This window comes from Streptomyces sp. PTY087I2 (genome assembly GCF_001687325.1).
In the GTDB taxonomy this organism is placed as follows: Bacteria; Actinomycetota; Actinomycetes; order Streptomycetales; family Streptomycetaceae; genus Streptomyces.
This window is the reverse complement of sequence record NZ_LZRD01000005.1, coordinates 82,269-99,558: the sequence shown is the minus strand read 5'-3', so window position 1 is coordinate 99,558 and position 17,290 is coordinate 82,269. Positions and strand designations below refer to the sequence as shown.

Below are 17,290 nucleotides of genomic sequence, written 5' to 3'. Positions count from 1 at the left end.
GACGGGAGAGGTACGGCATGACGAATCCGGCCGAGCGCCTGGTCGATCTGCTCGACCTGGAGCGGATCGAGGTCAACATCTTCCGCGGCCGCAGCCCCGACGAGTCCCTCCAGCGGGTCTTCGGCGGGCAGGTCGCGGGCCAGGCGCTGGTGGCGGCGGGCCGGACCACCGACGGGGAGCGGCCGGTGCACTCGCTGCACGCCTACTTCCTGCGGCCGGGGCGTCCCGGGGTGCCGATCGTCTACCAGGTGGAGCGGGTCCGGGACGGCCGGTCCTTCGCCACCCGCCGGGTGACGGCGGTCCAGGAGGGCCGGACGATCTTCAACCTGACGGCGTCCTTCCACCGCCCCGAGGAGGCGGGCTTTGAACACCAGCTGCCGCCCGCCCGGATCGTCCCGGACCCGGAGGAGCTGCCGACGGTCGCCGACGAGGTGCGCGAGCACCTGGGCGCGCTGCCGGAGGCGCTGGAGCGGATGGCCCGCCGCCAGCCCTTCGACATCCGGTACGTCGACCGGCTGCGCTGGACGAAGGACGAGATCCAGGACGCCGATCCGCGCAGCGCGGTGTGGATGCGGGCGGTGGGCCCGCTGGGCGACGACCCGCTGGTGCACACCTGCGCGCTGACGTACGCGAGCGACATGACGCTGCTGGACGCGGTCCGCATCCCGGTGGAGCCGCTGTGGGGTCCGCGCGGCTTCGACATGGCGTCGCTGGACCATGCCATGTGGTTCCACCGGCCGTTCCGGGCGGACGAGTGGTTCCTGTACGACCAGGAGTCGCCGATCGCGACGGGCGGGCGGGGCCTGGCGCGGGGCCGGATCTACGACCGTGCGGGGCAGTTGCTGGTGTCGGTGGTGCAGGAGGGGCTGTTCCGGCGGCTGGACCTGCCGTAGGGCTTCTTCACGTACCGGGCAGCGGGTCCTGGTCGACCTCGTGGCGGCGGGTGCGGATGTCCGGCGGCGCCGGGTGCAGCTTGGCGTCGCAGGACGGGCCGAGGCCGGCCCGCCGTGAGTCGGTGCCGGTCAGGGGCCGGCCGCAGAGCCGGCAGCGGACGAGGCGGCGGCCCTCCGGCGTCCCGTCGTCGGTGGCCGTCTCCTCGCGGACCGCTTCGTCGGCCCCGGGCAGCAGTTCGGGAAAGGCATCGGGTGTGTCCACCCCTCGATGATCCCAGCCCGGGCGGGCGACCGCCCAAGGCCTCCGTCTCCCGGCCCGGTCGGGCGACCGCCGGTTTGCCGAACCGTGCGGGGGCCGCGTTACTGGAGTGAGCCCCGGGCCGCCCGCCGGGCACAGCTCCGTACGACGGGGCCGGGAGCCGCGGAGGTGCCGGGATGGACATGATCCACATCCGCGCGGTGAGCCCGCCGGACCTGACCGACGAGGTCGTCGGCCTGCTCTCGGCCGATCCGTGCGTGCTCAACCTGATCGTCCAGCGCGACGCCGCGCGCCGCCCCGACGGGGACGCCATCGCCTGCGACGTACTGACGGGGGCGGCCAACGACGTACTGCACCGGCTGCGCGCGGTCCGCCTCGACCGGCGGGGCTCCCTCGTCATCGAACCCGTCGACATGGCGTTCTCCGGCGCGGCCACCGAGGGCGGGCGGCGCGAGCTGGGGCCGCTGAGCCGGGCGCCGGTCTGGGAACAGGTCGAGGCGCGCATCAGATCCGGGGGCCGGTATCCGCCGAGCTTCTACCTCTACCTGGTCATCGCCGGGCTGATCGGTTCGGTCGGCATCGTCACCAACTCCCAGATCCTGATCGTCGGGGCGATGGTCGTCGGGCCGGAGTACGGCGCCATCGTCAGCGTGGCGCTGGGGATCGACCGGCGTCACCGGTCGATGGTGCGCAGCGGGCTGGCCGCGCTGGGCGTCGGCTTCCTCCTCACCATCGTGGTCACCTTCCTCTTCGCCCTCCTCATCCGGGGGTTCGGGCTGGAGTCGGAGGCGTTCGACCGGGGGCTGCGGCCCGTGTCCAACCTCATCAACACGCCGAACTTCTTCTCCGTCGCCGTCGCCACCCTGGCCGGGATCGTCGGGATCGTGTCGCTCACCGAGGCCAGGACGAGCGCCCTGCTCGGGGTGTTCATCTCCGTGACGACGATCCCGGCCGCCGCGGACATCGCCGTCTCCACGGCGTTCACCAGCTGGTCCGACGTGTGGGGTTCGGCGGTCCAGCTCGTCGTCAACATCCTCGTGCTGATCGTGGTGGGCACGGCCACGCTCAAGGCCCAGCGCGCGATCTGGCAGCGGGTCCGCCTGCGGCGCGACCGTGAGCGCCGGATCGCCGAAGAGGCCTGAGAAACCACCGGAAGGGGCCACCTCATGGACCGGGAAGCCGAGGCGCGGATGCGTGCCGCACCGCACGCGACGCCCGCCGAACGCACGGCGCTGGGCAAGGCCGCCCGCCGGAAGGCTCCCCGGTCGGGCCACGCGGAGTTCACCCCGTCGCCGCACCGCCCCGATCCGCTGACCGTCCTGGAGACGCAGTCCGCGGAGCGGGTTCCCGAGCTGGTGCCGATCCGCTACGCGCGGATGTCCGAGTCCCCGTTCCGCTTCTACCGGGGAGCGGCCGCGGTGATGGCCGCCGACCTGGCCGGCACCCCGGTGTCGGGGATCCGGGCGCAGTTGTGCGGGGACGCCCATCTGCTGAACTTCCGGCTGCTGGCCTCCCCCGAGCGGAATCTGCTCTTCGACATCAACGACTTCGACGAGACGCTGCCGGGTCCCTGGGAGTGGGACGTCAAACGGCTGGCGGCGAGCCTCGTCATCGCGGGGCGGGCGAACGGCTTCACGCACCGGGAGCGGGCCGGGATCGTCCGGGCCACGGTCCGCTCGTACCGGGAGGCGATGGCCCGGTTCGCGGGCATGCGCAATCTGGACGTCTGGTACGCGCGGACGGACGCCGAGCGGCTGCGTACGGTCGCCGCGGAGCAGCTGGGCGGACGGGGGCGCAGGACGGTCGACCGGGCGTTGGGGAAGGCCCGGTCCCGGGACAGTCTCCAGGCGTTCGGGAAGCTCGCCGAGGTGGTCGACGGGCGGCTGCGGATCGCGGCGGACCCGCCGATGGTCGTCCCGCTGACCGATCTGACGCCGGGGACGGACCGGGAGGCGGTGTTCCGGCAGTTCGGCTCCATGCTGGCGGGGTACGCGCGCAGCCTGCCGCCCGACCGGCGCAGCCTGCTGGAGGACTTCACGCTGGTGGACGTGGCCCGGAAGGTCGTCGGTGTGGGCAGTGTCGGCACCCGGTGCTGGATCGTCCTGCTGCTCGGCCGGGACGGCGGGGATCCGCTGCTGCTCCAGGCCAAGGAGGCCGGTGCCTCGGTGCTGGCCGAGTTCGCCGGGGCGAGCCGGTACGCCAACCAGGGTGAGCGGGTGGTCGCGGGGCAGCGCCTGATGCAGGCGGCCGGTGACATCTTCCTCGGCTGGGAGCGGGCCGACGGCATCGACGGCCGGAGCCGGGACTTCTATGTGCGCCAGTTGCGCGACTGGAAGGGCATCGCCGAACCGGAGTCGATGGCGCCGAAGGGGCTGCGGGTCTTCGGCGAGGTGTGCGGGGCCACGCTGGCCCGCGCCCACGCGAGGTCCGGGGACCGGATCGCCATCGCCGGCTACCTGGGCTCCAAGGACGTCTTCGACCGGGCGATCGCCACGTTCGCGGAGTCGTACGCGGACCGCAACGAGCTGGATCACCGGGCGCTGGTCGACGCGGTGGCCGCGGGACGGCTGCCGGCGGCGTCGGCGCCACCTGGAGGAATTCCCTGATCGGGGATATGATCCCGCATATGGGAGATGAGATCGAGGAGCCGGACCCCATGGGCGTCCGGCTCGCCGTGCGGCTGGCGGACCTGCGCACCGAGCACGGCTGGTCCCTGGACGAGCTGGCCCGCCGCAGCGGGGTGAGCCGGTCGACGCTCTCGCGGTTGGAACGCTGCGAGGTGAGCCCGACCGCCACGCTGCTCGGGCGGCTCTGCACGGTCTACGGCCGGACGATGTCCCGGCTCCTGATGGAGGTGGAGGCCGAGCCCCCGCCGCTGGTGCCCGCGGCCCGGCAGACGGTCTGGCGCGACGAGGCGGCCGGGTTCGTCCGGCGGTCGGTCTCGCCGCCGCATCCCGGGCTGCGCGCCGAGGTCGTGGAGTCCGTCCTGGAACCGGGTGCGTCGGTCGCGTACGAGAACGCGCCCGTGCCCGGTGTCGAGCAGCACATCTGGGTACTGGAAGGCACCGTGGAGGTGACGGTCGCCGAGGTGACGCACAGCGTGTGCACCGGGGACTGCCTCCGCTTCAGGCTGAACGGCCCGTCCCGCTTCCACTGCGCGGGACCGGGGCAGGCCCGCTACGCCCTGTTGATCGTCCTCCCCTGACCCCTCGACCCGTCCCCCGCGAAAGGACCCCGTCCATGACCGAGATCGTCCATGTGTCCGCCCCCGAGCTGGTCACGTACGCCGACGACCTGGCCGGCCTGCTGGTCGAGACCGTCGATGAGGGGTCCTCGGTGGGTTTCCTGGCCCCCTTGGACCGGGAGACGGCCGCCATCTGGTGGCGGGAGCGGGCCGCCGCCGTGGAGGCCGGGAGCATCGGCATCTGGATCGCCCGCGAGGGCGGCCGGGTCTCCGGGACGATCGCCCTGGTCCGCGCCCCGCTGCCGAACGCCCGGCACCGCGCGGAGGTCGCCAAGCTGATGGTCCGCCCGTCCGCGCGTGGTCAGGGGATCGGCGGGGCACTGCTCGCGGCGGTGGAGGCGTACGCCGCGACCGAGGGCATCACGCTGCTGATCCTGGACACCGAGACCGGCAGCCTGGCCGAGCAGGTCTACTGCAAGGCGGGGTGGACGAGGGCCGGGAGCGTGCCGGGATACGCGGCCGATCCGGCGGGCAGCCTCAAGCCGACGACCTTCTACTACAAGGAGCTCGCCGCTCCATGAACGGCGGGCGGCACAATGAGCGGCACCACGCAAGGAACAGGGAGAGCTTCATGACGCTGCACGACATTCCGCTGCGCACCCTCACGGGCGAGCCGACGACGCTGGGCGCGTACAGCGGCCGGACCGTCCTGGTGGTGAACGTGGCCTCCAAGTGCGGGCTCACCCCGCAGTACGAGGGCCTGGAGCGGTTGCAGCAGAACTACGGGGACCGGGGCCTGACCGTGCTCGGCGTCCCGTGCAACCAGTTCGCCGGGCAGGAGCCGGGCAGCGCGGAGGAGATCCAGACGTTCTGCTCGACGACGTACGGGGTCAGCTTCCCGCTGCTGGAGAAGACCGACGTCAACGGCGACGGCCGGCACCCGCTGTACGCGGAGCTGACGCGGCTGGCGGACGCGGACGGGGAGGCCGGTGACGTCCAGTGGAACTTCGAGAAGTTCGTGATCTCACCGGCCGGTGAGCCGGTGGCCCGGATCCGTCCGCGTTCCGAGCCGGAGTCCACGGAGGTCGTGGCGGCGATCGAGGCGCATCTGCCGGGCTGAGCCCACAGCGAAGGGGCGGCCGGGGACCCACGTCCCCGGCCGCCCCTTCCGTATGCCTGCCGCCCGCCGATCCGCTAGCGGATCGGCATGCCCGAGAGCGTGCGGGCGATGACCAGGCGCTGGATCTCGCTGGTGCCCTCGAAGATGGTGTAGATGGCCGCGTCGCGGTGCATGCGCTCGACCGGGTACTCGCGGGTGAAGCCGTTGCCGCCGAGGATCTGGATCGCCTGCGCGGTGACGTCCCGGGCGGTCTCGCTGGCGTACAGCTTCGACATGGAGCCCTCGGCCGAGGTGAACGGCTTGCCGGTGGTGGCCATCCAGGAGGCGCGCCAGACCAGCAGCCGGGCCGCGTCGATGCGGGTGCGCATGTCGGAGAGCTGGAAGGCGATGCCCTGGTTGTCGATGATCGGGCGGCCGAACTGGCTGCGGGTCTTCGCGTAGTCGAGGGCGACCTCGTAGGCGGCGCGGGCGGTGCCCACGGCCATCGCGCCGACGGCCGGGCGGGAGGCCTCGAAGGTGGCCATCGCCGCGTTCTTGACCCGCTCGCCGCCCGCCTTGGCGCGCTCCCGGGCGCGGGCGAGGCGCTCGTCGAGCTTCTCCTTTCCGCCGAGCAGGCAGTGGCCGGGGACGCGGACGTCCTCCAGAACCACCTCGGCGGTGTGCGAGGCGCGGATGCCGTGCTTCTTGAACTTCTGGCCCTGGGAGAGGCCGGGGGTGTTCGGCGGCACGATGAAGGAGGCATGGCCCTTGGAGCCGATGTCGGGGTCGACGACGGCGACGACGACGTGGACGTTGGCTATGCCGCCGTTGGTCGCCCAGGTCTTGGTGCCGTTGAGGACCCACTCGTCCTTGGCCTCGTCGTAGACGGCCCGGGTGCGCATCGAGGCGACGTCGGAGCCGGCGTCGGGCTCGGAGGAGCAGAAGGCGGCGACCTTCACGTCGTCGGCGTCGCCGTACATCTGCGGGATCCAGGTGCCGATCTGCTCCTCGGTGCCGTTGGCGAGGACGCCGACGGCCGCCAGGCCCGTACCGACGATCGACAGGGCGATACCGGCGTCGCCCCAGAAGAGCTCTTCCATAGCCATGGGGATGCCGAGACCCGTAGGGTCGAAGAACTGCTGGGCGTAGAAGTCCAGGGAGTAGATGCCGACCTTGGCCGCTTCCTGGATGACGGGCCAGGGCGTCTCCTCACGCTCGTCCCACTCCGCGGCGGCGGGGCGGATGACATCCGCCGCGAAGCCGTGGAGCCACTCCTTGACCTGCTTCTGGTCGTCGTTGAGGTCAAGCGTGAACTCGGCCATGTTTCCCCTCCAGGCACTGCGGCGAAAACCATGCGTTACTTGCGGTAACCACAGTCTGTTACCGGCAAGTAGGTACTGTCAACCGCCATGGAGCCGATCCGGCTCCGGCCCCGTGGAGTGTTACGTTGCGCGGGCGTGCAGAAGCGGTGTGACGGCACCGCGTGGCCAGGGGTGGGAGAGACGACATGGAGACCGCACGAAGCTCCGAGCGGCAGCGGACCGCGGCCGAGCGCCGCCGCCGTGAGTTGCTGGAAGCGGCGGACCGGGTGGTGCTCAGGGACGGACCGCAGGCCTCGATGAACGCCATCGCCGCCGAGGCCGGGATCACCAAGCCGATCCTCTACCGCCACTTCGGGGACAAGGGCGGCCTCTACCGCGCGCTGGCCAAACGCCACACCGACGCCCTGCTCAGCGCGTTGCGCGCCGCCCTGGACGCGCCCGCCGAGCGGCGTGCCCGGGTGGAGTCCACGCTCAACACCTATCTCGCCGCGATCGAGGCCCGCCCGCAGGTCTACCGCTTCCTGATGCACCCCGCCGACGGAGCCGCCGACACCGCCGACGCCTCCCCCTCCCCCGAGCAGGGCTTCGACGTCGGCCGGCACTCCGCACCGCTGCTGCGCCGCCTCGGCGAGGAGCTGGGCCAGGTGATCGTCGAGCGGGTCGACCTGGGGCCGGACGGCGAGCAGATGGCCCGCATCTGGGGCCACGGGATCGTCGGCATGATGCACGCGGCGGGCGACTGGTGGCTCGCCGACCGGCCCTGCTCCCGCGAGCGGCTGGTGAGCAGCCTCGCCGATCTGCTGTGGGGGCGGCTGGCGGAGGCGGGCGACCGCGACGTCAAGGGCGGCCCGGGGTTCTGAGGTCCCGAGGTCCTGAGGTCTTGAGGTCCTGAGATGCCGGGCCGCGGCGCCCGGTGTCGCTCAGCCCTGCCGCGCCCAGGAGGCCCTGCGGGCCGCGCGCAGCAGCCGGGAGCGCCGCAGCCCGGTCAGCCGGTCGGGGTAGACGGTGCCCTCCAGGTGATCGCACTCGTGCTGGAGGCACCGGGCGAACCATCCCGTCCCGGCGATCCGGACCGGCTCGCCGGTCATCGTCAGCCCCTCCACCACCGCGTGGTCGAAGCGTTCCGTGCCCGCTTCCAGACCCGGAAGTGACAGACAGCCCTCCGGTCCGCGTACGGTGAGTCCGTCCGCCTCGACCAGTTCGGGATTGACCACGTGTCCCAGATGGCGGACATCGTCGTCGTCCGGGCAGTCGTAGACGAACACCTTGAGCGGGACGCCGATCTGGTTGGCGGCGAGCCCGACACCCTGTGCGGCGTACATCGTGGCGAACATGTCCTCGACCAGCTTCGCGAGCGACGGACCGAAGTCCGTGACGTCCTCGCAGGGCCGGTGGAGCAACGGGTCGCCGAGCAGACTCATCTCACGGACGAGTCCGGAACTGCCGGGGATCGGGCGGTTTCGCATGGCGGCAAGCGTACGTTCCGCCGGGGCCGGGGAGTTCCCGTGGTGCCGCGGTGCGGCCGATGCGGCGGACATCGATAGGCTGGGCGCGGACCGATGCAAGGAGGATCTAGGACGATGGCAGGCAACACGGAGCCGTTGTCGCCGCGGGCCAAACTGGCCGTGACGGCGGGCAAGGCCGCGGCGGCGGTGTCACGCGCCGCGGGGCGGGGCAGCGGATCGGTGATCGGCGGCCGGGTGGCGCTCAAACTCGACCCCGACCTGCTGGGGCGGCTGGCGCAGCACCTGGACGTGATCCTCGTGTCGGCGACGAACGGCAAGACGACCACCACGCGGCTGATCGCCGAGGCGCTGCGGGCCGCCGGGCCCGTCGTGTCGAACGCGCTCGGCGCGAACATGCCCGCAGGCATCACCTCGGCGCTGGCCGGTGGCTCGGACGCGAAGTTCGGTGTGATCGAGGTCGACGAGAAGTATCTGGCGGGGGTGGCCCGGGACACCACGCCCAAGGCCATCGCGCTGCTCAACCTCTCCCGCGACCAGCTGGACCGCGCGGCGGAGACCCGGATGATGGCCGAGCACTGGCGCGAGGGCCTGTCCGGCTCGAAGGCCGTGATCATCGCCAACGCGGACGACCCGCTGGTCGTCTGGGCGGCCTCCTCCTCGCCCAACGTGGTGTGGGTGGCGGCCGGTCAGGCGTGGAAGGACGACGCCTGGTCCTGCCCGTCCTGCGGCGGTGTGATGCAGCGTCCGGGCGACGACTGGTTCTGCGGGCAGTGCGGCTTCCGCCGCCCCGCCCCGAGCTGGGCGCTGAACGGCGACTACGTCCTGGACCCGCACGGTTCGGCGTGGCCGATCCACCTCCAGCTGCCCGGCCGCGCCAACAAGGCGAACGCCGCCAGCTCGGCCGCGGTGGCCGCGGTCTTCGGTGTGCCGCCGCAGGTCGCGCTGGAGCGGATGTACCAGGTGCAGGCGGTCGCCGGACGGTACGACGTCGTCACCTTCCAGAACCGTGAGCTGCGGCTCCTGCTGGCGAAGAACCCGGCCGGCTGGCTGGAGACGTTCTCGCTGATCGACCCGCCGCCGACGCCGGTGATCCTCTCGGTGAACGCCCGCGGCGCGGACGGCACGGACACCTCCTGGCTGTGGGACGTGGACTACACCCAGCTGGCCGGGCACCCGATCTTCGTGCTCGGCGACCGGAAGCTGGACCTCGCGGTCCGGCTCGAAGTGGCCGGTCTCGACTTCCGGGTCTGCGAGAACCTGGACGAGGCCGTGCAGTACGCCCCGCCCGGCCGCATCGAGGTCATCGCCAACTACACCGCTTTCCAGGATCTGCGCCGCCGTGTCGGCAACTGACCCCGGCCCCGGTCATCTCCGGAGAGGACGAAGTATGAACAACGGTCTGCGTCTGGTCTGGGTCTACCCCGACCTGCTCAGCACCTACGGCGACCAGGGCAACGCCCTGGTCGTGGAGCGGCGGGCCCGGCAGCGCGGTCTGGACGTGCAGCGCGTCGACGTGCGCAGCGACCAGCCGGTGCCGACGTCCGGCGACATCTATCTGATCGGCGGCGGTGAGGACCGGCCGCAGCGTCTCGCGGCGGAGCGGCTGCGCCGCGACGGCGGGCTGAGCCGGGCCGCGGCCAACGGCGCGATCATCTTCTCGGTCTGCGCGGGCTACCAGATCCTCGGCCACGAGTTCATCAACGACCTCGGTGAGCGCGAGCAGGGTCTCGGTCTGCTCGACGTGGTCTCCACCCGCGGCGAGGGCGCGCGGTGCGTCGGTGACGTACTGGCGGACATCGACCCGCAGCTGGGGCTTGAGCCTCTGACCGGGTTCGAGAACCACCAGGGCGTCACCCATCTCGGCCCGACGGCACGGCCGTTCGCCCGGGTGCGGTTCGGCCGGGGCAACGGCACGGGGGACGGCACGGAGGGCGCGTACAACGACACGGTCTTCGGGACGTACATGCACGGTCCGGTGATGGCCCGCAACCCGCAGATCGCCGATCTGCTGCTGAAGCTGGCCCTCGACGTGAACGCGCTGCCGCCGACCGACGACCGGTGGTACGAGGCGCTGCGCGCCGAGCGGATCTCGGCCGCGACGCAGCCCGCCTGAGTCACTTTCCGCTCGCATGAGCAAAGCCCCCGCCTGAGGGGGTTCGCGCTCGGTTGAGCGGAGCCCGCCTGAAGGGTTTTCCGCTCGGTTGAGCGAAGTCCAGCAGGCGGACGGCCGGTTCGGTCCCGCCACCCTGCGCCGGTAGGGTGGCGGGGATCCAACCGGACGGCGTGGTCCGGTCGTCGACTTACACGTTGCAAAGGTTCCCGGGCCATGCGCATTGGCGTACTCACCTCCGGCGGCGACTGCCCCGGCCTCAACGCCGTCATCCGTTCCGTCGTGCACCGCGCGGTGGTGGACCACGGCGACGAGGTCATCGGCTTCCACGACGGCTGGAAGGGCCTGCTGGAGGCGGACTACCGCAAGCTCGACCTCGACGCGGTGGGCGGCATCCTGGCCCGCGGCGGCACGATCCTCGGCTCTTCCCGCGTCCAGCCCGCGCATCTGCGCGACGGGGTGGAGCGGGCCCGCGGCCATGTCGCGGACCTCGGCCTGGACGCCATCATCCCGATCGGCGGCGAGGGCACGCTGAAGGCGGCCAACCTGCTCTCGGAGGCCGGGCTGCCGATCGTCGGGGTTCCCAAGACCATCGACAACGACATCGCCTCCACCGATGTCACCTTCGGCTTCGACACCGCCGTCGGTGTCGCGACCGAGGCGCTGGACCGGCTGAAGACCACTGCCGAGTCGCACCAGCGGGTGCTGATCGTGGAGGTCATGGGCCGTCACACCGGCTGGATCGCCCTGCACTCGGGCATGGCCGCCGGCGCCCACGCGATCGTGGTGCCGGAGCGCCCCTTCGACATCGACGAGCTGACCGAGCTGGTCGGCAAGCGGTTCTCGGCGGGCAAGAAGTTCGCCATCGTGGTGGTCGCCGAGGGCGCCAAGCCGCGCGAGGGCTCCATGCAGTTCGAGCAGGGCGTCAAGGACATCTACGGCCACGAGCGGTTCGCCGGGGTGGCCACGCAGCTCTCCGGCGAGCTGGAGCAGCGGCTCGGCAAGGAGGCCCGCCCGGTCATCCTCGGCCATGTCCAGCGCGGCGGTACGCCGACCGCGTACGACCGCGTCCTCGCGACCCGGTTCGGCTGGCACGCGGTGGAGGCGGCGCACCGGGGCGAGTTCGGGATGCTGACCGCGCTGCGCGGCACGGACATCGTGATGGTTCCGCTGGCGGAGGCGGTCGAGACGCTGAAGACGGTCCCGGCCGAGCGGTACGCCGAGGCGGAGTGCGTGCTCTAGAAGACCTCGTCAGGACACGTCCTGCCAGAACTGCCCCCGGCCGCGACCGCGACCGGGGGCAGTTCTACTCTGGACCGGACAACCGGCACGAAACGGGGACGTGTCCCCATCGGGAGTGAACAGATGGATCACAGCGGGCACGGCATGAACATGGATCTGCCGCCGTTCACGCTGGGGCGGGGGCTGGAGCTCTCCGTCGAGCCGTTCTTCCTGACCGGCTGCGTCCTGGCGCTCGCCCTGTACGGGTACGGCGTGGTGCGGCTGCGTCGGCGCGGGGACGGCTGGCCGGTCAGCCGGATCGTGTTCTTCACGGTGGGTGTGCTGAGCATCGCGCTGGTGATGTGCACCAAGCTCAACGACTACGGCATGGTCATGTTCAGCGTGCACATGGTGCAGCACATGGTGATCAGCATGCTGTCGCCGATCCTGCTGCTGCTCGGCGCCCCGGTGACGCTGGCGCTGCGCGCGCTGCCGCCGGCCGGCCGGGGCCGGATCGGCCCGCGTGAGCTGCTGCTGAAGCTGCTGCACAGCCGGTACATGAAGATCATCACGCATCCGGTGTTCACGATCCCGCTGTTCATCGCGAGCCTCTACGCGCTCTACTTCACGCCGATCTTCGACTTCCTGATGGGCTCCAAGCCGGGCCACCTCGGGATGATGATGCACTTCCTCGCGGTCGGTCTGGTCTTCTTCTGGCCGATCATGGGTGTGGACCCGGGTCCGCACCGCCCCGGCTATGTGATGCGGATGCTGGAGCTGTTCGCCGGGATGCCGTTCCACGCGTTCTTCGGGATCGCGCTGATGATGGCGTCGACGCCGATGGTGAAGACGTACGAGAATCCGCCCGCCTCGCTGGGCATCGACGCCCTGAGCGACCAGAACTGGGCGGGCGGCATCGCCTGGGCGTTCAGCGAGATCCCCTCGGTGCTGGTGCTGATCGCGCTGGTCTACCAGTGGTACAACTCCGAACAGCGTGCCGCCCGGCGCTCGGACCGGGCCGCGGACCGCGACGGTGACAAGGAGCTGGCGGCGTACAACGCCTATCTCGCGTCTTTGCAGGCGCGCGGACAGTAGCGCGGAGGGCGCATACGGGGTGACCATGGGGACAACGGCCGCGCGGCCGACGAGGAGCGTGCGCGCATGTCCGGATCGACGAAGACCATGGGATACCTGACCGTCGGGGCGCTGGTCGCGGTGACCGCGTACACGGTGGCGCTGGGAAGCAGTGGCTGGCTCTGGTTCGGCTGGGTGGTGCTGGGACTGTGCACCATCGGCATGCTGGCCACCCAGGACACCTGAGACATCACGGTGGGTGAACACCCCCGACGCCACGGCGGGTGACCACGCCTGACGGGCCCGGAGGCGGGTACGCGTCGGGAGACCGGTTCGCTACGGTCGCATGGTGGTGCCGGGACCCTGCGGGTAGGGTCCCGGCACCACCATGACCTGGTAGTACGAGTCCTGAGTCGGCCCGGCAGAGCGAGGTGCACCCACAAGGTGTTTTATTACGTCCTGAAGTATGTCGTTCTGGGGCCCGTGCTGCGGCTGCTGTTCCGGCCCCGGATCGAGGGCCTGGAGAACATCCCCGAGGACGGCGCGGCGATCGTCGCGGGCAACCATCTCTCCTTCTCCGACCATTTCCTGATGCCGGCCATCATCAAGCGCCGCATCACCTTCCTGGCGAAGGCCGAATACTTCACGGGCCCGGGGATCAAGGGCCGGCTCACGGCCGCCTTCTTCCGCAGCGCGGGCCAGATCCCGGTGGACCGGTCCGGCAAGGACGCCGGGCAGGCCGCGATCCGCGAGGGGCTCGGCGTGCTCAACAAGGGCGAGCTGCTGGGGATCTATCCGGAGGGCACCCGCTCGCACGACGGGCGGCTCTACAAGGGCAAGGTCGGGGTCGCGGTCATGGCGATCACCGCACAGGTGCCGGTGATCCCGTGCGCGATGGTCGGCACCTTCGAGATCCAGCCGCCCGGCCAGGTCATGCCGAAGATCAAGCAGGTCGAGATCCGCTTCGGCGAACCGCTGGACTTCTCCCGCTACGCGGGCATGGAGAACCAGAAGGCGGCGATCCGGGCGGTGACGGACGAGATCATGTACGCGATCCTCGGACTCTCCGGCCAGGAGTACGTCGACGAGTACGCGGCCAAGGTGAAGGCGGCCGAGCAGGCTGCCGCGCCGCCGAGGAAGTTCCCGAAGCTGCGACGCTGAGGGCGAATTCGCCACCGGCAGAGCGACCTGGTCCGGCCGGCCCCGCTCCCCTAGCGTCGCTTCCATGAGCAACGGACACGCATGGGTGCTGGGAGCGACGGGCCAGATCGGGCGGGCCGCGGTCCGCGCGCTGGCCGCCGACGGCTGGGAGGTCACCGCGGCCTCGCGCGGCGGTGACCGGGACGAGGGGTGGGACGCCGGGGTACGGGCGGTGGCGCTCGACCGCGACGAGGAAGGGGCGCTGGAGAAGGCGCTGGGCGACGGCTGTGACGTCCTGGTCGACATGGTCGCGTTCGACGGCGCGCACGCCCGGCAGTTGACCGGGCTGGCCGGCCGGATCGGCTCGGCGGTGGTGATCTCCAGCGGTGCGGTGTACGAGGACGAGCGGGGCCGCAGCTTCGACACCCAGGCCGAACCGGACGGCTTCCCGCGCTACCCCGTGCCGCTCCCCGAGACCCAGTGGACAGTGCCCCCGGGGGACGCCACGTACGGGACGCGAAAGGTCCTGCTGGAGCGGGAGTTGCTGGCGGCGGGCGAGGCGCTGCCGGTGACGCTGCTGCGCGCGGGCGCGGTCCACGGCCCGTACTGCCGCACACCGCGCGAACTGTACGTCGTGAAGCGGCTGCTGGACGGTCGGCGGCGCCGGGTCCTCGCGTACGGCGGGAAGAGCCGCTTCCACCCACTCCATGTCTCCAACGCGGCGGAGCTGATCCGGCTGGCCGCCGGGAAGCCGGGATCGCGCGTACTGAACGCGGCGGACCCCGAAGCGCCGACGGTCGCGGAGATCGCGTCGGCGATCGACGCGGTGCTGGGGCGGGAGACGGAGACGGTGCTGATCGACGGCCCGGCGCCCGAGGGGCAGGTGGGCGAGACGCCGTGGAGCGGCGCGCACCCGGTGGTCTACGACATGACGGCCGCCGGTGAACAGCTCGGCTACCGCCCCGTGACGGGGTACGTGGAATCACTGCCGGAGACGGTCGACTGGCTGGCCGGGGAGCTGGCGGGGCGCGACTGGCGGGAGGCGTTCCCGAAGATGCTCAGGAACTACGGCGAGGGCCTTTTCGACTACGCGGCGGAGGACGCCTGGCTGGCGGCGTACGACCGGGACCGCCACTGAGCGGTCCCGGCCGTACGCCCGAGACTTACGGCTTCGGCGTGGCGTGCGGGGTGCACGTCACGTCGCGCCGGTCGGTCTTCCCGGTGAGCAGGTAGGTGTCCACCCGCTCGTTGACGCAGGGGTTGACCAGTCCGGTGACGCCGTGGGATCCGGCGTCCTTCTCGGTGATGAGCCGGGAGCCCTTGAACCGCTTGTGCAGCTCGACCGCGCCCGCGTACGGGGTGGCGGCGTCGCGGGTGGACTGCACGATGAGGACCGGCGGCAGGCCCTTGCGGGTCTTCACCTCCAGCGGGGTCTGCTGCTTGGCGGGCCAGGTGGCGCAGGGCAGGTTCATCCAGGCGTTGGCCCACGTCATGAACGGGTACTTCTCGTGGAGCCGGGTGTTGTCCCGGTCCCAGGTGCGCCAGTCGGTGGGCCACTGGGCGTCGGCGCACTCGACGGCGTTGTAGACCGCGTTGCCGTTCTCGGCGGCGGCGTTGCCCGCGAGGTCGCTCATGTCGGGGGCGGCGGCGTCGATCAGCGCCTGGGTGTCACCGGCCCGGTAGTCGCTCCAGGTCTTGGCGGTGGGGGCCCAGGCGGAGTCGTAGTACGGGGCGCTCTGGAAGAAGCCGATGAGCTCGGCGGGCCCGACGACGCCCCCGATGGGCTTCTTCTTCGCGGCGGCCCGCAGCTCCCGCCAGGCCTTCTCGACCTTCTGCGGGGTGTCGCCGATGCCGTAGACGTCGTCGTGCTGCGCGACCCACGCCTTCCAGTCGTCCCAGCGCATCTGGAAGGCGATGTCCTGGTTGAGGTTCGCCCGGTACCAGATGTTCTTCCGCGACGGGTCGACCACGCTGTCGACGACCATGCGCCGTACGTGGGTCGGGAAGAGCGTGCCGTAGACGGCGCCCAGGTAGGTGCCGTAGGAGACGCCGAGGAAGTTGAGCTTCTTCTCCCCGAGCGCGGCCCGGATGACGTCCAGGTCGCGTGCCGTGTTCGGCGTCGTCATGTGCGGCAGCATCTCACCGCTGCGCTCGCCGCACCCCTCGGCGTACTCGCGGGCCAGCTTCCGCTGGGCGCGCTTGTCCGCCTCACTGTCGGGGACCGGGTCGGCCTTGGGCGCCTTGACGAACTCCTGCGGGTCCACACAGGAGATCGGCGCCGAGTGGCCGACGCCGCGCGGCTCGAAACCGACGAAGTCGTAAGCCTTCGCGGTCTTCGTCCAGAGCGGGTTCTCGGTGGTGATCCGGGTCGGGAAGCGCAACCCCGAACCGCCGGGCCCGCCCGGGTTGTAGAGCAGGGCGCCCTGCCGCTCGCGCTTCGTGCCGGTGCTGACGTGCCGGTCGACGGCGAGCTTGATCTTCTTGCCGTTCGGCTTGGCGTAGTCGAGCGGCACGGTCACCCAGCCGCACTGGATGGGGGCGGTCAGACCCCAGTCCTCCGGGCAGTCCTTCCAGTCGATCCCGGCCTTCGCCGCCCGCTGCGCCGCGACGGCGACCCCGCGCGCCTCGGCGTCGCCCCGGCCGTGGTGCCGGCCGTCGGCGCTCGCGGCGGGCGCGGCCATGGCCCCCGCTATGAGCGTGCCCGCGACGAGAGCCCCGGCCGAGCCGAGCACTGTCGTACGTCTCACGTGTATCCCCCTTCATCCGATCCGCCGCCGAGAGGGCGGCGTGGTCATCGGTACGTCGCGGGGATCCTTTCGTCTGCGGGGCGCCTGGGGCCAGGGCGTACACCTGTTTCTTTACCGAACCCATAACCGGTGAAGGAAGTTCGCTGAACGGAGTCAGCGGCTGGTGGGTCGAGGGGCTGCCCCCGCCGAAGCTGAGAGACACGTACGTGCCCAGCCAGGTGCGGGCCGGCGCCGCCCAGCGAGGCGAGGACCTGTCCGGTATCTCCGAGTGGCCACGCGTGAGGGGCCGTCATCGTTGTGGCATGGGGTACGGGAGAATCGGAGTGTCTTGTTCGCTCACTCGTCCATGAGGTGGTCGTGATCGACGATGCACACGCCCTGGAGCTCTTCCGGTTCGCTGACAGCGTGCAGAGCGTGACCCTCCGGGTTGCGTGTGATGCGCCGATGCCGGCAGGGGAAGAGAGGTACTACGCGGCCGAGATCGTGCTGGAGAGCGGCTTCGTCAGCGGCACCGTTGGACTGCACATCTCAGGCGGGGATCTGGATGCATGGGGCCGTTGCCTCGATGCCCTTGACGCGGAGGAGGGAGCCGAGTGGCCGCCTGACGGTCGTAGTGCGTGGCTGTCAGTGGTTCCCGAGGATCCGATGGAGGTGACTGTGCACGACTCGCCATCGACGCAGATTGCCGTGCAGGTTCCCGTAGATGTGGCACCCGGGTGGGTGGAAGAGAACCGGCTGCGGCTTGAGCGCGTACGTAAGGCGGTCGCGTAGAGGG

Annotated in this window: 19 protein-coding genes; 15 read left to right on the top strand and 4 right to left on the bottom strand. The window is 71.2% G+C overall.

All coding sequences use genetic code 11. From position 1 onward, the window contains the following. Positions 1-17: 17 nt before the first annotated feature. Complete coding sequence (locus A3Q37_RS06780) at positions 18-893, top strand: acyl-CoA thioesterase II (RefSeq protein WP_065479030.1); 876 nt, start codon at positions 18-20, stop codon at positions 891-893. Positions 894-900: 7 nt separating this feature from the next. Here A3Q37_RS06780 and A3Q37_RS06775 read toward each other — a convergent pair whose 3' ends face one another. After that, on the bottom strand, positions 901-1,155 hold the full coding sequence (locus A3Q37_RS06775) for a DUF6011 domain-containing protein (protein WP_065479027.1): 255 nt from the start codon (positions 1,153-1,155) through the stop codon (positions 901-903). Between the two features lie 173 nt (positions 1,156-1,328). Between A3Q37_RS06775 and A3Q37_RS06770 the strand changes: the two genes are divergently transcribed. From A3Q37_RS06770 to A3Q37_RS06750, 5 genes are read left to right on the top strand one after another with little or no spacing between them, the layout of a single operon-like run. Further along, complete coding sequence (locus A3Q37_RS06770) at positions 1,329-2,294, top strand: DUF389 domain-containing protein (RefSeq protein ID WP_065479024.1); 966 nt, start codon at positions 1,329-1,331, stop codon at positions 2,292-2,294. Positions 2,295-2,318: 24 nt separating this feature from the next. Next, on the top strand, positions 2,319-3,758 hold the full coding sequence (locus A3Q37_RS06765; RefSeq protein WP_065479021.1) for a DUF2252 domain-containing protein: 1,440 nt from the start codon (positions 2,319-2,321) through the stop codon (positions 3,756-3,758). Between the two features lie 20 nt (positions 3,759-3,778). Then, positions 3,779-4,357 (top strand): helix-turn-helix domain-containing protein, encoded by a 579-nt coding sequence (locus A3Q37_RS06760; RefSeq protein ID WP_065479017.1) that lies wholly within the window; start codon positions 3,779-3,781, stop codon positions 4,355-4,357. A gap of 35 nt (positions 4,358-4,392) precedes the next feature. Beyond that, positions 4,393-4,917, top strand: coding sequence for a GNAT family N-acetyltransferase (locus A3Q37_RS06755; RefSeq protein ID WP_065479014.1), 525 nt, complete (start codon positions 4,393-4,395; stop codon positions 4,915-4,917). A gap of 50 nt (positions 4,918-4,967) precedes the next feature. Next, positions 4,968-5,456, top strand: coding sequence for a glutathione peroxidase (locus tag A3Q37_RS06750; protein WP_065479007.1), 489 nt, complete (start codon positions 4,968-4,970; stop codon positions 5,454-5,456). Positions 5,457-5,530: 74 nt separating this feature from the next. Here A3Q37_RS06750 and A3Q37_RS06745 read toward each other — a convergent pair whose 3' ends face one another. Further along, on the bottom strand, positions 5,531-6,757 hold the full coding sequence (locus tag A3Q37_RS06745; protein WP_065479002.1) for an acyl-CoA dehydrogenase family protein: 1,227 nt from the start codon (positions 6,755-6,757) through the stop codon (positions 5,531-5,533). Between the two features lie 185 nt (positions 6,758-6,942). On the opposite strand from A3Q37_RS06745, the gene A3Q37_RS06740 reads away from it, so the two are divergent. Then, positions 6,943-7,617, top strand: coding sequence for a TetR family transcriptional regulator (locus A3Q37_RS06740; protein ID WP_065478996.1), 675 nt, complete (start codon positions 6,943-6,945; stop codon positions 7,615-7,617). A gap of 60 nt (positions 7,618-7,677) precedes the next feature. Here A3Q37_RS06740 and def read toward each other — a convergent pair whose 3' ends face one another. Then, positions 7,678-8,223, bottom strand: a complete 546-nt coding sequence (gene def, locus A3Q37_RS06735; protein WP_065478990.1) for a peptide deformylase — start codon at positions 8,221-8,223, stop codon at positions 7,678-7,680. A 114-nt stretch (positions 8,224-8,337) separates the two neighbouring features. Here def and A3Q37_RS06730 point away from each other — a divergent pair, with 114 nt between their 5' ends. The 7 genes from A3Q37_RS06730 to A3Q37_RS06705 all read left to right on the top strand — a co-directional run bounded on the left by A3Q37_RS06730 (position 8,338) and on the right by A3Q37_RS06705 (position 14,906). Beyond that, positions 8,338-9,576, top strand: a complete 1,239-nt coding sequence (locus A3Q37_RS06730) for a MurT ligase domain-containing protein (RefSeq protein ID WP_030580492.1) — start codon at positions 8,338-8,340, stop codon at positions 9,574-9,576. A 34-nt stretch (positions 9,577-9,610) separates the two neighbouring features. Continuing rightward, the gene (locus tag A3Q37_RS06725) at positions 9,611-10,336 is read left to right on the top strand and encodes a type 1 glutamine amidotransferase (RefSeq protein ID WP_065478985.1); all 726 of its coding nucleotides are present in this window, start codon (positions 9,611-9,613) and stop codon (positions 10,334-10,336) included. A 213-nt stretch (positions 10,337-10,549) separates the two neighbouring features. Next, on the top strand, positions 10,550-11,575 hold the full coding sequence (locus A3Q37_RS06720; RefSeq protein WP_018516056.1) for a 6-phosphofructokinase: 1,026 nt from the start codon (positions 10,550-10,552) through the stop codon (positions 11,573-11,575). 123 nt (positions 11,576-11,698) lie between these two features. Beyond that, positions 11,699-12,649 carry a cytochrome c oxidase assembly protein gene (locus A3Q37_RS06715; RefSeq protein ID WP_065478979.1) on the top strand — a complete coding sequence of 317 codons (951 nt, stop codon included), beginning with the start codon at positions 11,699-11,701 and terminating at the stop codon, positions 12,647-12,649. Between the two features lie 66 nt (positions 12,650-12,715). Beyond that, entirely contained in the window at positions 12,716-12,874 is a 159-nt protein-coding gene (locus A3Q37_RS37155) for a hypothetical protein (RefSeq protein ID WP_176711363.1), read from the top strand. A 198-nt stretch (positions 12,875-13,072) separates the two neighbouring features. Then, positions 13,073-13,789: a 1-acyl-sn-glycerol-3-phosphate acyltransferase gene (locus tag A3Q37_RS06710; RefSeq protein WP_065478976.1), complete on the top strand. Its 717-nt coding sequence runs from the start codon at positions 13,073-13,075 to the stop codon at positions 13,787-13,789. Positions 13,790-13,874: 85 nt separating this feature from the next. Next, complete coding sequence (locus A3Q37_RS06705) at positions 13,875-14,906, top strand: NAD(P)-dependent oxidoreductase (RefSeq protein ID WP_065478969.1); 1,032 nt, start codon at positions 13,875-13,877, stop codon at positions 14,904-14,906. A gap of 25 nt (positions 14,907-14,931) precedes the next feature. Here A3Q37_RS06705 and A3Q37_RS06700 read toward each other — a convergent pair whose 3' ends face one another. After that, a complete protein-coding gene (locus A3Q37_RS06700; protein ID WP_255311753.1) occupies positions 14,932-16,515 on the bottom strand; it encodes an alpha/beta hydrolase in 1,584 nt (527 codons plus the stop codon). 357 nt (positions 16,516-16,872) lie between these two features. On the opposite strand from A3Q37_RS06700, the gene A3Q37_RS06695 reads away from it, so the two are divergent. Beyond that, positions 16,873-17,286 (top strand): DUF5959 family protein, encoded by a 414-nt coding sequence (locus A3Q37_RS06695; protein WP_255311752.1) that lies wholly within the window; start codon positions 16,873-16,875, stop codon positions 17,284-17,286. Positions 17,287-17,290: the final 4 nt, after the last annotated feature.

What these genes read in the sequence shown, in the direction of transcription:
- A3Q37_RS06780 (WP_065479030.1), top strand. Translation starts at nt 18, where the DNA reads ATGACGAATCCGGCCGAGCGCCTGGTCGATCTGCTCGACCTGGAGCGG.
- A3Q37_RS06770 (WP_065479024.1), top strand. Translation starts at nt 1,329, where the DNA reads ATGGACATGATCCACATCCGCGCGGTGAGCCCGCCGGACCTGACCGAC.
- A3Q37_RS06765 (WP_065479021.1), top strand. Translation starts at nt 2,319, where the DNA reads ATGGACCGGGAAGCCGAGGCGCGGATGCGTGCCGCACCGCACGCGACG.
- A3Q37_RS06760 (WP_065479017.1), top strand. Translation starts at nt 3,779, where the DNA reads ATGGGAGATGAGATCGAGGAGCCGGACCCCATGGGCGTCCGGCTCGCC.
- A3Q37_RS06755 (WP_065479014.1), top strand. Translation starts at nt 4,393, where the DNA reads ATGACCGAGATCGTCCATGTGTCCGCCCCCGAGCTGGTCACGTACGCC.
- A3Q37_RS06750 (WP_065479007.1), top strand. Translation starts at nt 4,968, where the DNA reads ATGACGCTGCACGACATTCCGCTGCGCACCCTCACGGGCGAGCCGACG.
- A3Q37_RS06745 (WP_065479002.1), bottom strand. Translation starts at nt 6,757, where the DNA reads ATGGCCGAGTTCACGCTTGACCTCAACGACGACCAGAAGCAGGTCAAG.
- A3Q37_RS06740 (WP_065478996.1), top strand. Translation starts at nt 6,943, where the DNA reads ATGGAGACCGCACGAAGCTCCGAGCGGCAGCGGACCGCGGCCGAGCGC.
- def (WP_065478990.1), bottom strand. Translation starts at nt 8,223, where the DNA reads ATGCGAAACCGCCCGATCCCCGGCAGTTCCGGACTCGTCCGTGAGATG.
- A3Q37_RS06730 (WP_030580492.1), top strand. Translation starts at nt 8,338, where the DNA reads ATGGCAGGCAACACGGAGCCGTTGTCGCCGCGGGCCAAACTGGCCGTG.
- A3Q37_RS06725 (WP_065478985.1), top strand. Translation starts at nt 9,611, where the DNA reads ATGAACAACGGTCTGCGTCTGGTCTGGGTCTACCCCGACCTGCTCAGC.
- A3Q37_RS06720 (WP_018516056.1), top strand. Translation starts at nt 10,550, where the DNA reads ATGCGCATTGGCGTACTCACCTCCGGCGGCGACTGCCCCGGCCTCAAC.
- A3Q37_RS06715 (WP_065478979.1), top strand. Translation starts at nt 11,699, where the DNA reads ATGGATCACAGCGGGCACGGCATGAACATGGATCTGCCGCCGTTCACG.
- A3Q37_RS37155 (WP_176711363.1), top strand. Translation starts at nt 12,716, where the DNA reads ATGTCCGGATCGACGAAGACCATGGGATACCTGACCGTCGGGGCGCTG.